11 protein-coding genes and 1 pseudogene are annotated in these 15,646 nt (G+C 40.3%); 1 reads left to right on the forward strand and 11 read right to left on the reverse strand.

Features of this window, described 5'->3' with window-relative positions; all coding sequences use genetic code 11:
• Nucleotides 1-798: 798 nt before the first annotated feature.
• The 8 genes and pseudogenes from KNQ14_RS15265 to KNQ14_RS15300 all read right to left on the reverse strand — a co-directional run bounded on the left by KNQ14_RS15265 (nt 799) and on the right by KNQ14_RS15300 (nt 6,106).
• Nucleotides 799-1,023, reverse strand: a complete 225-nt coding sequence (locus tag KNQ14_RS15265) for a hypothetical protein (protein WP_214861636.1) — start codon at nt 1,021-1,023, stop codon at nt 799-801.
• A 365-nt stretch (nt 1,024-1,388) separates the two neighbouring features.
• Entirely contained in the window at nt 1,389-2,342 is a 954-nt protein-coding gene (locus tag KNQ14_RS15270; protein WP_371743365.1) for a type I phosphomannose isomerase catalytic subunit, read from the reverse strand.
• Nucleotides 2,339-2,665: pseudogene (locus tag KNQ14_RS15275) on the reverse strand (glycerate kinase); the annotation flags it as partial. The pseudogene KNQ14_RS15275 and the gene KNQ14_RS15270, both read right to left, overlap by 4 nt.
• 372 nt (nt 2,666-3,037) lie before the next feature.
• Entirely contained in the window at nt 3,038-3,196 is a 159-nt protein-coding gene (locus tag KNQ14_RS15280) for a hypothetical protein (RefSeq protein WP_214861642.1), read from the reverse strand.
• Nucleotides 3,197-3,322: 126 nt separating this feature from the next.
• Nucleotides 3,323-3,547, reverse strand: coding sequence for a hypothetical protein (locus KNQ14_RS15285; protein ID WP_214861644.1), 225 nt, complete (start codon nt 3,545-3,547; stop codon nt 3,323-3,325).
• A complete protein-coding gene (locus tag KNQ14_RS15290; protein ID WP_214861646.1) occupies nt 3,501-4,133 on the reverse strand; it encodes a hypothetical protein in 633 nt (210 codons plus the stop codon). The genes KNQ14_RS15285 and KNQ14_RS15290 overlap by 47 nt, the downstream gene beginning before the upstream one ends.
• Before the next feature lie 237 nt (nt 4,134-4,370).
• Nucleotides 4,371-5,306 carry a protein rep gene (locus tag KNQ14_RS15295; protein ID WP_214861648.1) on the reverse strand — a complete coding sequence of 312 codons (936 nt, stop codon included), beginning with the start codon at nt 5,304-5,306 and terminating at the stop codon, nt 4,371-4,373.
• Nucleotides 5,307-5,647: 341 nt separating this feature from the next.
• A complete protein-coding gene (locus KNQ14_RS15300; RefSeq protein ID WP_214861650.1) occupies nt 5,648-6,106 on the reverse strand; it encodes a DUF6973 domain-containing protein in 459 nt (152 codons plus the stop codon).
• A gap of 601 nt (nt 6,107-6,707) precedes the next feature.
• Between KNQ14_RS15300 and KNQ14_RS15305 the strand changes: the two genes are divergently transcribed.
• The gene (locus KNQ14_RS15305) at nt 6,708-8,450 is read left to right on the forward strand and encodes a methyl-accepting chemotaxis protein (RefSeq protein WP_214861652.1); all 1,743 of its coding nucleotides are present in this window, start codon (nt 6,708-6,710) and stop codon (nt 8,448-8,450) included.
• A gap of 429 nt (nt 8,451-8,879) precedes the next feature.
• Here the strand turns inward: KNQ14_RS15305 and KNQ14_RS15310 are convergent, their stop codons facing one another.
• The 3 genes from KNQ14_RS15310 to KNQ14_RS15320 all read right to left on the reverse strand — a co-directional run bounded on the left by KNQ14_RS15310 (nt 8,880) and on the right by KNQ14_RS15320 (nt 15,546).
• A complete protein-coding gene (locus KNQ14_RS15310) occupies nt 8,880-9,833 on the reverse strand; it encodes an SH3 domain-containing protein (protein ID WP_214861654.1) in 954 nt (317 codons plus the stop codon).
• A 285-nt stretch (nt 9,834-10,118) separates the two neighbouring features.
• Nucleotides 10,119-12,155, reverse strand: a complete 2,037-nt coding sequence (locus KNQ14_RS15315; RefSeq protein WP_214861656.1) for a hypothetical protein — start codon at nt 12,153-12,155, stop codon at nt 10,119-10,121.
• Between the two features lie 1,258 nt (nt 12,156-13,413).
• Nucleotides 13,414-15,546, reverse strand: coding sequence for a dynamin family protein (locus tag KNQ14_RS15320; protein ID WP_214861658.1), 2,133 nt, complete (start codon nt 15,544-15,546; stop codon nt 13,414-13,416).
• Between the last annotated feature and the right edge of the window lie 100 nt (nt 15,547-15,646).

Below are 15,646 nucleotides of genomic sequence, written 5' to 3' on the forward strand. Positions count from 1 at the left end.
TTTGTGTGGTAACTCTATTCTACACGAGGTCGTTATGGGTTTTTTTGTGTTTTCAGCTAGGTGTTGCACTTAATATTACAATTCGTCATGACTAAATAGTTTAGGAGAACCTAATTAAATTAAATTTAATCTCATCTGAACTTTCAAACACGTCTTGCAGCTTTAGTCGTTTTAAGGAGAACGAATGAAATGACGAAAGATACTATTGGTAGAATGATGTTCCATGAAGAAAAGGAAAAATGAGTACCTTCAGGGTAAAGCGTCGATACGGCTAATTCAATCACCATATTTAAAGTCAATGTAACGAGAGGACCAATCCAAATTCTTTTCATAAGGAATGAGAATAGAACTCCTAGACCAATCGTAAAAATCGGTACGAGAATCAGCTGAAACACGAATGGATCTATGCTATCCATAAAACTCTTAAACATAATTTGAACACTCCTGACTATATCAAATACTTTTTACCATTTATTATCGACGAATTTAAATCCGTTATGAGCGAGATAATGCTCGTTTATGAAGTCATAAGGTTTAATAATACTTGGTTCCATCCAATAAGCGGGTACATGGTCGCTACCTTGATGATATATCATGAATTTCTTACCGGCTTTATAGTATGAATACCATACGATTTCTGAACAATAGGTATATTTGATACTCGTAGGACCCATTGTAATTCTGTATCCAATTTTTTTGTCAACAAATGATGAGGCTGCTTTTTTTGCTGCCTTTGGACCAAGTGTGTCAGATTTCGGTCTAACGACTTTCGTTTTCGGATATTTCTTCAACCAGCTTTTAATTGAGATTTTTTTTTGGATATGTACCCGGTTTTTGAATATGTAAAGCAGTACTACCATTAAGCATTATACCTGTATGCCCTGTCAATCCAAATGAAGATGTACTTTCAGTAATCAGAATATCCCCGGCTTTGTATTTCAGTGCCGCTTCAGTTTGTGCAGGCGCGAGTGAACTAAAAATCGATGTGGATAAAACTAAAGATGTTAAAACTTTACCAAACATTGATATTATCCCCCTTTTTATTATGTATAATATTACCATTTGAATTTTGTTTTAAAAATGGTCAATAAGTTGTGTTTATTTTTTATTCAATTGGTTAATTCGAACTAAATATATAATTATCTAAACCTTTGTAACTATATTTCAATAGAAATTAAGTTATATCGACACAAAATCCCAATGTAGATCGTTTAATTTATCGAAAGTATGATTAATGAAGCCATGATTCCTATGGATCTTAAATATTTTTCAAAAAATGATTAAAACGTATGCACTTTTCATCAAAACACACACGTTTTAATCATTTTTTGAGCTGAGTATCTTTTTTCTCAAGTGGTCAACTAATAGTGATTTAATAGACTGCACGATCAAGTAGACGAAGTAAAAGGCACATCGCTCATGATCCATTCCAAGTCACCTTTGATACGATAGGAAGTTCCTTTCGTCAGCATAAGATGATCTCCAGTGTTGACTTCGAGCGATCCAATCGATCCTTTACCGCTTAAGATTGTCAGAGCGCGGAAGCGTTCGATCCCTCTTAACTTGAATCCAGTCGTAGCTCGGACATGATAGACGTTAAATTCGGGAACTTGTACTAATCTCTTAATCTGTGCAGTCTTCATCTGTTTCGCCTTCACTTCAGGCATGACGACTTCTTGCGGGATGGTCGTAACGGTCATCGCCTTATCGAGATTTATTTCACGTGTCTGTCCAGATTCATCAGTTCGATCGAAGTCGTGCATTCGATATGTCGTGTCAGAGGATTGTTGAGTCTCTAGAATCACGATGCCCTCTCCGATGGCATAGACCGTCCCACTCGGAACGAAGATGAAATCTCCCTTCGTAACAGGTTGACGCGTTAGTAATCGATCCCATTCTCCGTTGTTAATATGATCCAATAATTCATTTTCTGATCTTGCGGTATGACCGATGATCAGTTCTGCTCCCTCTTCTGCCTCCACTACATACCAACATTCCGTCTTACCGTATGGGACTCCTTCCAGCTCCTGTGCCTGGGCGTCATTCGGATGGACTTGGACGGAAAGATCGTCTGCTGCATCTAGAATTTTGATGAGTAACGGAAAGGCGTCGTCCGTGTATTTTCCGAAAAGATGTCGTTCGTTCTTCCAAAGGTCTGATAATGAATGTCCTGCACACTCTCCTTCTGCGACAATACTTTCACCATGAGGATGAGCGGACACTCCCCAACATTCACCTATCCTGTCAGAGGGAAGGGAGTAGTTGAATCGTGATGCGAGTTTCTCACCTCCCCATAGTCGTTCTTGGAACACAGGTTTCATCTTCAATATCATATGACTCATCCTTTCTGTAGCGATTTCCAAAACAGATAACAGTGAGCTGCCTTTTCCTTTAACGCATGAAACGCGATGTCAGAAATCATCATGTCCTCAAGACGCATCGGTCCAGAGGCGATGGAATGTGCCGAAACAATTCCGGTTCCCACCAATTCGTCTGCCGGGATGTCGAGGCTTCCCCCAAACAAGATGACTGGTATACCTTGTACGCTTCCCAGCCTCGCAATAACCATTGGTAATTTTCCGCTCAAGGTTTGGACATCGATTCCCCCTTCACCGGAAAACATCAAAGTGAACGAGTCGTCCTTCTCATGCACGTCGTTCGCCTCTAATACGAGCCCGGCTTCGACTCCTTACGTGAGGACTCAATAAAAATTACTCTCAAAGACGTCTGTATTTTGAAAACACCGGACGTAGTTTTTGCCGAACGTATAAAAGTGATGTAATGCTTGTCTCAGGAAAACGATTCAAGACGAGCAAAAAAGCGCAACCCTTCTCGTTAGAGAAAAATTGCACTTTGTCTTCAGTCTGAACCTACATCAAAAAGATGTAGGTTTTCTGTATTTACTGTTCTACTAAGATCACATTATATCAAATCGTAATCGGGATCTTCACCTTTCTCAATCTCTTCGTTAAAAGCGATGATACTAAATTCTTTTAAGTTAAAGATCGATAGCAGAGTTTCGTGATCATTGTACAGTTTATTTAGTGTCACTTCTTTCATAACTTTTTGCTGCTTCCAAACTCCAGTTCATTTCTTTCCCAACTTCTTCAGCAGAACTTATGGACTCTTTTTTTACTTTTCCTCTATTGATTTCGCCGCTTCTTTTTGAGCAATCCGATGATAATTCTCGGTCCAACTCTAGTACATGCATTCTATATATATAAATAAGACGTATCTCTGACTGACGGATATACACTGATACGAGTTACACCAACGATAATCGCTTTTCCAGTAGATCAACATCAAAGACACGTCCTATGTATCACACGTGTTGGTTCATATACAACGTGATGACATGTCGATTCGACAGTACATATGTTACGTCGGCCAAGATGTAGTAATCGCGACCACGCATAGAATAGGAAATAGGCCAATTATTGAGTTCTCGATAGATGAATCGTTTTATCTCATATATCGAGAACTCCGCACCGATTCGTTGCTCAAAACGCTCGATGGCATGTCTTGATAAAGTGATTGACTGTCGCATAATCTGTAGCACCTCCTTGATGATGATGGCGTAGTCGTCCGCAATATAACGTGAAGATTGGACGATCATGTTCGACGTACCAACGGATCAATGTCTCGACAAACATGATAGCGTTATGGTTCTTTTGTGGTAGACCGAGCAGCACCTCGTAATCCGGAATAAACATTACGGATTGTGGAAGACTGGAGACCGGGTGCTCGAGGTATCGGACGACCACTTGGAATACCGTCTCATAATCAACTGGGGGCACCGCGTCGGTTAGTGTGCGCAGATAGATGTCATATTGGATACGCATCTGCTGAACGGCTGCGGCAGGGAAGTGTTCGAGAATCGTACGATCCTGATTCAAATAGTCTCGGAACAGACGAGCGAACTCGGTCTCAACGATCGGACTATTCGACGGGAAGATATGACGGATCGCTTTCTTCATTTCTTCACCGACATAACGAGGACGTGCTGGTAAGACACGATCCATCCACTGATGATACGTAAAATGACGATTGGCAGGCTGAAGTCCGAGAGAAGTACGACGACGCGTGAGTACATGCACCGGTTGTGGAAAGAATCGTTCTAGTTCATCGTGCATAGACCTTGTGATATCCCTGGATGACTCAGATAGTTGGTTCATAGACATTAGTTTACTCCTTTCAAATTTCACCATTCGCACGGCGGTCAGCCGTAACCTATACGTTAACGGGCGTGCAAAACTGAATCACCAGGACTCATCCCTCTAATCGGGCAGCATACCTGCCCACTTTTTGAGAACACAAAAAAGGAAAGGATATGTCTACGGGATCAACCGGACGTTCCTTTCCTTGATACATTATGAATAATTCTGATATCGTCTCGTCTCTTCAGACCATACATAAACATGTGGATGTAAGTTCGATCCACAGACCTCGCAAGATGTCATCTTATCTTTTGAAACATGAACTGAGCGAATATGTTGTAAAGATTCTTTAAGGTTCCCTCCAAATGCGATGAGGCGTCTTTTGAACAGGGCCTTCTCGAATGAAACGAATGCCTTATGTCTCATGATGCTATTCAAATCGGACATTTTCATTGGATATTTACAAACCTCTAGGATTGCACGTGTTAATGCATTTTTCGTGTTGGCTCTCGAGGAACGAACACGTCGTACGTCCACCACTGGATCATATGAAACACCTAGGCTCTCTTTCCACAAACGCATCCACACCGCCTGTGACAAGTAGTACTTTCCTGAAAAATAAGAAGGCGGTACATTGATCAATACATGAAAATGCGGATGGAATGTCCGCTCACTTTCATTGTAAGTGACCTCTAATGCTCGAAACCATCCTTTCACGACGGAGCGGAATGCTTGGCGCTGCGAAAATCGTTGCCAACTCTGCATCATCGTGTCGATCTGGCCACCCAACCCATCACCATCACTATTTCGAATGGTCAGGGTTAAAAAAATCCAATTCTCATGGCGGACACTATGTAGATGTAGCCAATCGATTGCTTGATGTAACTCTTGACCGATAAGATGGGAACGATGGACCGTACATGTCGGACAATACCGATTCTTACAATATTGTATGCTCGTCTTCTTTTGATCGACGTGTTTATCGCATTGGTGCTCTAGAACGACTCGACTGCATTGTCGAATCGATTCAGCTGCATGTCCCTTACCGATCGCCTCATACTCCTGACTCAATATTCGTTTGATCGAATCGAACTGATGTAATGCTCTATATTTCTTCTCGTCCTTCAACAACTCCAGCACCTCTGACATACATTTTTTTACTATATGATTAGTTTATCAGGAATCGAAGGGAATCAATCCTCATTTTACAAAAAGAGGGAAAAGGACGACCATCTGAAATACTGCTGTTATGGACGACAGAATTTCGGATAGTCGTGGTACGTCCGATGTCTTTGAGCAAAAAAAGAATTGGGATAGTGTGCACCATTCAGGGATTGGTTCATCGACAAGAAAACATGGATGCTCTTTCTGAACCAGAAGTATCCAGTCAACCTTCCTGGCCTCTCTGGCAAAGTGCGTTCATGGGAACAGGCTATCCATTATACGCATGCGTCGACTTCCAGGACGTTCAAACGGGCATAGGGCTCACTTCAATCCGGATGAATTCGTATCGACCAGTTTGCCTTGTGAAATTCGTACGCTTTTCCAGCAGTGATCGCTTCCTTCATCTTTTTAGCCGAGCTCGACGTTTCTGCGATGTATTGGCCCAGTCGGTTATTGTGCAGATCCATCTGTCTTTCGATCGCTGGTTGGTTATCTGCTCCGTATTCATGGGCATCCGCGAAGAATTTCGCATATTTAGCTGAGATGGACTTCACTATCAACGCATTCCAATAGGCATGTCGGAATGCGTCCCCATTACCATTGTAGTGGACCGAGCTGTTGTAGTATTTTTCAGCCTGTTCCACGGCAGTCTCAGAATCGCTCTTCTTTTTGGTGCACTTGACCGGGTGACGGACACACAGACTTCTCTCGTCGCTGTTCGCCTCGATGCTGAAATCGTTGTCCTCAGAATCGTTTTCCATACCGAACGATCGTAACATCATCATCGACTGCTACTTACAGTATAGAAAGGTAGGAGAATCATTTGCGACCAAATCATGTTTTTCGCTTCATGTCGCTCCCATTCATCGAAATAATAGTTCTTGTGTTCTCGACAATTTGAATTCGGCAGACAACTAGATAACTAAACTAGAAAATGATATTTTTTCTTTGTGATTCAACCTTACAATTTTGTAATCCGAACTCCTTGATGACACTGGGACAAATTTCGACGTCGAAACGTATACAATTCCCATGCATCATTCGTCCTAGTCTTTGGCGGTAGGCATGATTCCTGCCGACCAGAAGCACAATATCGGAGACGTATCCATCTAAATCCCGCTGCGTCTCCTCGAATCCGTGGTGCTCCGGTCCATCCTCATGTCCTTTATGAGACATAGTCCTATCACATGTCTCATAGAGGACATGAACCGACTTCCCAAAATCTTGAGCGTATTAGATGGACGTTTTTTGATGATGGATTGTATTTACACAAGACTTTACATTTATTAACTTTCTAAAAATTTTTACTTCTGATCAAAACCTAAACAACCGGCAGCAAGTGCTGATACTACTGTCTGTATGGAAAAAAATCAGGTGGACTCTCTTATGCACAGCAAACGTAAGCATTCATTAAGGAACAGACTCTCCCTCATCATCGGTATCATCCTGCTTCTATTTTTCTTGTTCAGTAGCATCACACTCTATCTTAACACCACCCAGACCGCCCTCTCCACACTCAAGAAGACAGCCATCCAAGATGCACAACGTATCGCTGGCCAGATTGATCCTACAACATATGAGCGTTTCCTCGCTCGACCCGAAAAAGGGGAGGACTACGACGAGCTTCGCTCTCAACTAGACAAAATCCGTCAGCAAAACGGTCTTCTCTACACATACACGGTACTTGTAGAGGACGGTCGGGTCAAGCTCATGGTGGACGGAAATTCTTCCGAAAACGCGAGCAACATTGGTGAGGTGTCGACTGGTGCTTCCCTCAAAGACGTGAAAGACGTTCTATCCGGGAAGACACATGCGACCGACATCATCGAAGATAAGAAATATGGAAAATACATCAGCGTCTTCGTCCCGATCAAGGCTACTGATGGTGACGTCATCGGTATTCTCGGTAGCGACATCTCTGCGGACGAGGTCCATGCGTTAACGATGGCACTCGCCAAACAAAACTTCCCACTCTTCTTTCTAGGTCTTGTCATCTTTTTCGGGATCACGCTCCTCTTCCTACGCTTCATCCTTATGCGTAAGCTCAACCCGATCCGTACGTTGCAAGAGGTTGCCCAATTCATCACGAAAGGTGACTTGAACAATGCCGCTCATCGCCTGCGTGACCTGAAGGTGGGAGCGAACGATGAGATTCATGCCCTCGCCGTATCGATGCAAGGTATGAACGACATGCTAAATACGATGATCGGCGAGATTAAGAAGACCTCTACGTTGATCACTCGTACCAGCGAGACCATCGACTCGAGCTCTCAAGAGATTCTCGATGGATCACGGCAGATCGCGCACATGATGACGGAGATTGCCGTCGGTACCGAGAGCCAGACCCACGTCACCCACTCCCTCAACGAGGAGATGAACGCGTTCGCCGACTTGATTCGGAGCACAGACGAAGTTAGCCATGATATCAACATCGCGACAGTCGAGATGGACAATCTGACTCGCGAAGGCCGTTCCCATATGCATCGGTCCGTCGAGCGGATGAACATCATCCATCAGCATGTTCAAGATTCGACGCACCAGATACAGGAATTGAATCGACAATCCGAAGAGATCCAAGGTCTCATCTCTATCATCCGTGATATCTCTGAACAGACGAACCTGCTCGCCCTGAACGCCGCGATCGAAGCGGCACGCGCGGGTGAACAAGGAAAAGGATTCGCCGTCGTTGCCTCCGAGGTGAAAAATCTCTCCATGCACGTCGCGGATAACGTCAGTCAAATCTCATCGATCGTTAACAACGTTCTCGTCAGTACTCGTTCAATGGAAAGAAGTTTCACTGAAACAGTCAACGAGACAGAAGCGGGCAAGAAGTCCATTCTCGAAACGGATCAGTCCTTCAGTCGATTGACGGAACACGTCGAGGTCGTCTCCCAATCCACGAAACACATGGCACTCCAAATGGAGAACGTGCTACAATCCGAAAACCGCATCCGTCACGCGTTAGGCGAGATCGCCTCCGTCGCCGAGGAGCACACTGCAGGGAACGAGGAGGTCGCTGCGGCATCAGAGCAGATGATCGGTACCATCACTTCGCTACATGACCTGGTCATCACGCTGAACGAGACGACGGACGTCCTGGAGAAAGGGACGAATCGTTTCAAAATCTGATCCAGCCCCTCTCAAGACGAAAGAGCATCTACTTCGACAGAATATTTCTGTAAAGTAGATGCTCTTTTTAAGGTGTCGCGCCGTCTCGACCTCCTTGCTGATCATGAAAGTTGGAAATATATTAATAAGAGATATGGACGGGTATTTAAGATATCATTGACTCTTTCTAATCAAACAATCTTTTGTTTCTGAACTATGATTTCATCGTGCAGATATAGAGATGAACATGACGACGGAGGCATGAGTGAATCATGTGTATACGTCCATACGGCTTGAAGTACCCAATTCTCGACACTCTCGAGACTCAAAATCACATTTCTTATGGCTAGGAGTGAATGTTCAAGGTCGACCTAAGTCTGCAAATCATTTTCAAAATAGTCTTTGTTCTTCATTATTTTTAAAATAGAAATTATCATATTTTTCTCTTAATTATTTTGGTTCAATCCTAAACTCACCTGTATTTTTAAATACAAAGTCCTTTCCACCAATTCTTTTAACAACGACATCTTTTCGTTTGGAAGTAAGAGCGAAGTTTTGTACTTCTTTCAACAAATCGTTGGCGTATTTTTCATCGATCTGAGTGATGGCATACGTCGTAATTTTTTTATTAAAAATCTCCAACACTTTTTTCCATTCTTTATAATTTTCTTCACCAACTTCAGAAATATCAGGATCTAGTGCACTAAGATATTGAAGCGGTTGAATAATTAAATCAGCCTTGGCAGAACTAAATCCATAAAATAAAACTTCTATTACGACTTCATCGTACCGTTCATATACATAGGACCGATCTGTTCGTTTCTTATATTCTTCTTTTATTAAAATTTTTTCCGCAGAAGTTTTTGAAATCCAATTTGTATTTGCTGGTACTTTATTTGATTGCTGTATTTTTTTCAGATAAGAACTTAACACATATCCTGTTTTCCCTTTGTAAGAAACTTTATACCACGAACCTGATTTTGAGATATATTTAACAACCTGACCTTTAGGAATTGTTAATAGTTTTTTATGACTTGTGCCTGCTCCTGAACGTAAATTTAGATTAGTTATTGTTTTATACGTAGTAGTTGTTTTATGAGTACTTATTTTTTTCAGGTAAGAGCTCAGCGCGTACCCCGTTTGCCCTTTGTAAGAGATTTTGTACCAAGAACCTGATTTTGAAATATACTTAACAGTTTGACCTTTAGGGATTGTTAATATTTTTTTATGGTTTTTGCTTGCTCCCGAACGTAAATTTAAATCAGTTATTGTTTTATACGCACTCGTAGTTTTAACCGATTGATTCGTCTTAGATGTTGCATGAGCTAATTCAGGGTTTACCAGACCACCTCCACCAACCAAAAAAGAGGCTGTTACTAATAACGGTGCTACAATTTTTTTCATAATTGTTGTCTCCTTACTCAAATTGTCTATTTTTTATTATGTAATATTATGTATATAATTGTCAATAAAATAACAAGACTACTATCTATTCATCATACACGCTTATTATGGTGCCGCTTTTCGAGTCTCTTTTCCTTCTGTTCATTCTAGAGCTTTTCCAGTATCAGTATCTCATTGATGGTAACCACTCTATAGTAAAATACGATATTGAAAAATCTGAAAGAGCAACTCGTTACAAGTTACTCTCTCAGACTTCTTACATACAGTTAAAACCGGTATATAAAATTACCTCCCAAGTAATTTCTTGCCGAATTTAACTAGCCCTCCAAATACTACCCCAGCAGCTACAACTGGAGCCGCTGCTATAACGGCCCCTCCTAATACACTTGAAGCAACAGCAGTTCCGATTGCTGTTGTTGCTAATGTTGCTGTTCCTGTCGCAACAATTGTTCCGACAGAAGAAGCTGCAAGACTTCCCGTCACAGCACTAGCTCCCCCTACAACTGCTGCCCCAATCATTGTACCTGCTAAATACGTTCCCGCTCCAGTAGCGGCAGTCGAAATTCCAACACCGAGAGGCGTAGCGGCCAACATGCCCGTAGCATAGCTCGTCGCCGTCGCAAGAGCTACGTCTTTCGAAACAGACATTCCAGCCTCTTTCAGATCTTTTTCTCCACTTATTAAGTCCACCATGTTACCACCTAGACTAAATCCAGCACCAAATAGTCCACCTTTTTTTGCTGTCACTACACCCGATTGGTGCATAGAAATCACTCTTGCTGTAATCGGCGCGTTTCTGATTACTCTTAAATGACTCTCTGCCTGTAGCATCTTCGCAATAGAGGTTGCCTGCTTGTTACTTATGTTGGACTCAATGACATCCATTCCGGCTGCTCTCGCACTCTCAAGTAGCTTCTGATTTCCTTTATCAATTACAATAGTCTGTCCCTTATATTTCGACCAATCAACCACCGAAGTATTGTATCCTAACTTTGCCTGTCCAAGAGTACGCGTACCATCCAAATTAACAATCATAAAGTCAGCTGCTCCATTATTAGAGAGTACGGTAGTCGGTACTCCATTCACAGATGCATGGGCAGCATGTAATTCTTCAAAAACGAATCCCTTGAACCCGCTCGTGCCACCTCTCATCGTATTATAAGAGGAAAGATTGGTATATAAACGATCGAATACACCGGCATTTTTGAAGGCAAGCGCAGTTGAAGGAGCGAGAGATGTTCCTGTTTCTAATACTTCCAAGAACGCATCAACAGTAGTTGCGAACTCTTCTGTTGTCCATCCCTCTTTCATATTGATGGCTAGTATTTCATCAGGGAAGAGGCCGGTCACTTCGCTTAACAGTAAAAGACCATTTACTTTGCTTGTGCTTTCTTCAAAACATGTCTCGTCACAATATTTGCGACCGTCGTTAGTTACTATCCATTCATGTAACGGTTTACCACAGTTCATACATGGATCGAGCGTTTGATTATGACAAGCAACGGAACAATATTTTTCTTCGTCCGAAACATACCATTGCTCCATAGACTCCCCACATACCTTACATTTTGGCAAATCAGATTGATAACAAGTAGTGTTACAGTAAGTTGCATCATCTGCTTCTATCCAATGCAATGATTTTGTCCCACATATTACACAAGATGGTGCACTTTCAGTTAAACAATCATTAGAGCAATATACCTGATCGTCTGCTACGATCCACTTCATAGAATGATTACCACATTCGACGCAAGAAGGAAGACTCTCCATATAGCAAGTTTCTCCACAATAAATTCGATCGTCATCAGTACGCAACCATTCCTGTTTCCGCGTCCCACATTCTATGCAAGACGGAAGACTCATTGTAAAACAGCTCTCGGAGCAATATTTATCTCCTTCACTTTCAGTCCATTTGTCCATTTTACATCCACAAATTGCACAATCCGGCCATGTAGATTTAAAGCAACTCTCGGAGCAATATTTATCTCCTTCTGATTCTATCCACTCATGCAAAGGATTATTACATACATTACAGCAATCAAGTGTCTTTTCGAGACATGATTCTGAACAATACTTTTTCCCTTTTACCTCGATCCATTCTCGTAACTTCATTGCACATATTTCACAGCTATCCAGCGAAGCTTCAATACAGGATTCGCTACAATAGTTTGCACCATCGCTGGTAATCCAATTCTCCATCGATTCATGACAGACCGTACATGTAGGTAATGTAGTGGCAAAACATTTTTCAGAGCAGTAAACATTTTCTTCCGCATCTATGAGGTAGTATTCTAATTTTGTATTACATACACAACAATTCATGAGTATCTTCCTCCACGTATAGTATTTAATTCTTTTCTCACTCTCATTAATAATAAAAAAGTATAGAGACACTATCGTTCCATATAAAAGTGATTCCTTATCAAATTTTTGATTAAAAGAGTGAGCTTAAGTCATGTAAGGACTTACGTACTTTTTCAATTTTTTTAGCAATTATTCAGAGCATACGAATCATGATTCATCATTGCTTTTACATTCTTTCTATATAAGTAAAAAAAACGATATTTATGATTTACTATCTAATATTATCTATATCAATAAATTTTATTGTATCCGTGCTATAGTTCTTCCTTAATATAGAGAAATAGATCTTGAGTAAAATCATTTCGACCCCTTTTATTATCCTTATTTTACCAAGTAATCTTTTATATTAATTTTATCCTTTTTCATTCATGGAAATTAGATTCTTGAAAGTACTAATTTAGATGTGAAAAATATTAATTAGACTGTAAAAACGATACATTTACTAATTCTCATACAAAATGATTGACCTTATAAAAATTAGTTTTCCAAAAAAATTTCAGAATAATAAAAACATAAGTTCTTATTATTAGAATAGTGTTTGAGATCTTTCTTTTACTTGAAGTATACATATCAATTTATCGAGTAAGAGTACATCAAATAGTTGATTTCCGTAGACTCTATTTGATTTAGAAAAGATTTGTAGAAAGAATTGACTCCCTAATGCACTAAATGAATATTCGATCAATATAAACCCTAAAGTCACTCAGTATTATTATGTAATCAAAGAAAACTTTTCTAATTAGAAAACACATTCACTTAAAAAAGTAACTTCGACGTCGAAAGGTATACATCATTTTGAGAATGTGTATAAAATTGTTTTCATCATCCATCTATCTTTTTTTTTGACACTTAACATAATCTTTTTTGATGAAAAGCTAGAGATCGCATCCGCATTGACATTGATTTTATTGTCGTTCTTTAAGTCTTTGTTTTTATACTTAATCCTGAAACTATTCCAGAAGCAGGATGTTATAAACGAGAACCGCTCAACTTCCCATCAAGATATAGAGAATCTTGATTGAGTTCTAGCTATGTATACACTTTTTATCTATTCGTAAGGTAAAGGATCTTTTATTTTTAAAAAATTATTTTCAAGAAAGTCGTAAGAAAAGTCCTCCCATCATGATTGGTGGAAGGACTTTTCTTTCTTCAGTAGTTTCATTGATTATTTCGAGTATACTTTATTCTTTTGTATTCTAGACCATATACTGTAGTCTTAATCAATCAATTTAGTTAGTGAATGTAAACTTCTCTTGTAGCTCGTCAAGATTTCAATCTTTCGTTCAATTTCAGAAGTATCTTTACTTTCAACCTCAGCCCTCGTATTCTTCATGCGCAGTGCCCATTCTTTCTCAAGCTCTTTCGCACCTGTATCAAAACCGATCTGAGTATCGTTCCAATACTTCACGATGCTGTCGATAAATTGATTTTCTACATTTTGCTTATCGAATTCTTTGCGTATCGCTTTCGCTAAACTGACTCTCCAGTCATTATTCGATAAGAGTTTATATACCGAAAATCCGATAGCTGCTGTTAGTACGATTCCTAACGTAACGGGTCCGCCAATAAGTGAAACTCCACTCATAATTCCGGACATTCCACCGAATATACCTACATTTACTCCTAAAGAGCTGAGAATGCCAGCTCCTTGCGCAACTAAGATATATCCACCTAAATTTCCTAAACTTGCTGCATAAAAGGCCATTCCACCAAATGCAGCAGCACCTACCGCGCCACCTACAAAAGCGCTTTTAATATTGAATGAGATATTTAATTCGGCAGATCCGAGTGATGCGAACTCTAAGCTGTTTTCAAAATTTCCTACGTAGCCATCCACTCGCTGAATGAATTTCTCAGTAGACTTTTCTAATGTCTGGTTTAAACGAAATTTCAAATCATTTGAGAGAAGATTTACTAATTCATTTTGTCCTTCTTTATCTTTCGATAAATCTGCTTCTTCAATACGACTCACGATTTTTTGCGAGTCCATAACGTCTGCATACTCTTGGCTGAATCGAAAGATATCTTCGTCTTTCAATCCCTCGATAAACCGTTGAACTTTGGCACGTTCTTTCTTTTCATTCAGTTTACGTTCTGGCTCTGCCATTTCTAGAACATGCAACTGCTCACTATATTTTTTCCGATCAGACATAACAGCCTCGTGTTTTCGAATTTCATTTTCAATAAGAGAGCGTTGCTCTTGAATCATTTCTTTAATTGTCAAACGTGTTTGCGTTTCAATTAGCGAAGGTAACGCATCTAGCAATTGAATTAACTCCATCTCGAAGTAATTACGAACTTTCTCATCATTCGTTGTGTATGGATAACAGCGCTCTCTAATATTAGCTTCAGAATATTCCAGGTTTCTCGCCATTGAATAGGATGACCACTCTTCTGTCGGTACAGAGCGATAAAAACGTTTCATCCCCGCATCTAAAATTTGATTCACTTTCATCTCATCACCGATAATATGTGATTGTGATGCAAGTACGAATAGATTAGCTAACGGTTTATCGAGTCCCTTAATAAAAGGAAGTGTATCAATTGTATTCTTTAAGAACGAAATATCTGTGCCTCTCATGAAGGCATTTGATACTGACATGTAGAGAATGATGTCTGCAATCTGTCGAGATTCTTGAGCATATTGATCATCTGACACCCGATCGCCGGTACCGAATCCCGGAACATCGATAATATCGCACCGCTTAAGAATTGGACTATCTAGATAAACGACAGCAGCTTTCGTCTCATGTTCCCCTGACTCTATATCAGACATCCGTGTTGCGTACGTAACCAAAAGTTCTTCATTCCCCGTCATTAAAACGCGATTTTCTGCATACTCGCGTTCATCCACACGGTTAATATCAAATCCATTCTTTTCTCCAGAGAAGATGATGACCTCTTCTGTTAAAAATTCAGGTCTATCCTCAATATGCTTTATATAGATATTGATGGATGTCATCGGTGACCAATCCGAAGGTATTTTTGATGTACCTAATAAAGCGTTAGTCAAATGACTTTTCCCTACATCCGACATACCAACGATGGCAAGTTTCGGTTTAAGTAATGATTTTTGAACAACATTCTCTATGTCTTGGATACGTTGCAACGTGACCGTATCCCACTGTCCGCTACTTCTAATATCGTCAATTTTTTTTAAAAGATCCGATCTAAGTTGACGCACTGACCGCGCATCCAACTTCTTCTTAATATCTCGATCAAATATTTTACTACTAGCGATCTCTTTTGTGCTATCTACAATTTCTTTTGTACCTTCTACCATTTTTGATACTTTCCCAAGCTGCTTTGATAAGTTACTTTGTTTTAGTAGCTTCTTTGGATCGAACATGTCCTTCTCACTCCTCATTCTTAGTAAGGTTGTACTTATAGCGGTATTAGTTATTTGACAAACATCTCCATCGCTACGTAAAACAATTATTTTATGTACG

The organism is Exiguobacterium sp. s161 (assembly GCF_018619045.1).
Classification (GTDB): domain Bacteria; phylum Bacillota; class Bacilli; order Exiguobacteriales; family Exiguobacteriaceae; genus Exiguobacterium_A; species Exiguobacterium_A indicum.

What these genes read in the sequence shown, in the direction of transcription:
- KNQ14_RS15285 (WP_214861644.1), bottom strand. Translation starts at nt 3,547, where the DNA reads ATGCGACAGTCAATCACTTTATCAAGACATGCCATCGAGCGTTTTGAG.
- KNQ14_RS15270 (WP_371743365.1), bottom strand. Translation starts at nt 2,342, where the DNA reads ATGAGTCATATGATATTGAAGATGAAACCTGTGTTCCAAGAACGACTA.
- KNQ14_RS15295 (WP_214861648.1), bottom strand. Translation starts at nt 5,306, where the DNA reads ATGTCAGAGGTGCTGGAGTTGTTGAAGGACGAGAAGAAATATAGAGCA.
- KNQ14_RS15265 (WP_214861636.1), bottom strand. Translation starts at nt 1,023, where the DNA reads ATGTTTGGTAAAGTTTTAACATCTTTAGTTTTATCCACATCGATTTTT.
- KNQ14_RS15320 (WP_214861658.1), bottom strand. Translation starts at nt 15,546, where the DNA reads ATGTTCGATCCAAAGAAGCTACTAAAACAAAGTAACTTATCAAAGCAG.
- KNQ14_RS15300 (WP_214861650.1), bottom strand. Translation starts at nt 6,106, where the DNA reads ATGATGATGTTACGATCGTTCGGTATGGAAAACGATTCTGAGGACAAC.
- KNQ14_RS15315 (WP_214861656.1), bottom strand. Translation starts at nt 12,155, where the DNA reads ATGAATTGTTGTGTATGTAATACAAAATTAGAATACTACCTCATAGAT.
- KNQ14_RS15305 (WP_214861652.1), top strand. Translation starts at nt 6,708, where the DNA reads ATGCACAGCAAACGTAAGCATTCATTAAGGAACAGACTCTCCCTCATC.
- KNQ14_RS15290 (WP_214861646.1), bottom strand. Translation starts at nt 4,133, where the DNA reads ATGCACGATGAACTAGAACGATTCTTTCCACAACCGGTGCATGTACTC.
- KNQ14_RS15310 (WP_214861654.1), bottom strand. Translation starts at nt 9,833, where the DNA reads ATGAAAAAAATTGTAGCACCGTTATTAGTAACAGCCTCTTTTTTGGTT.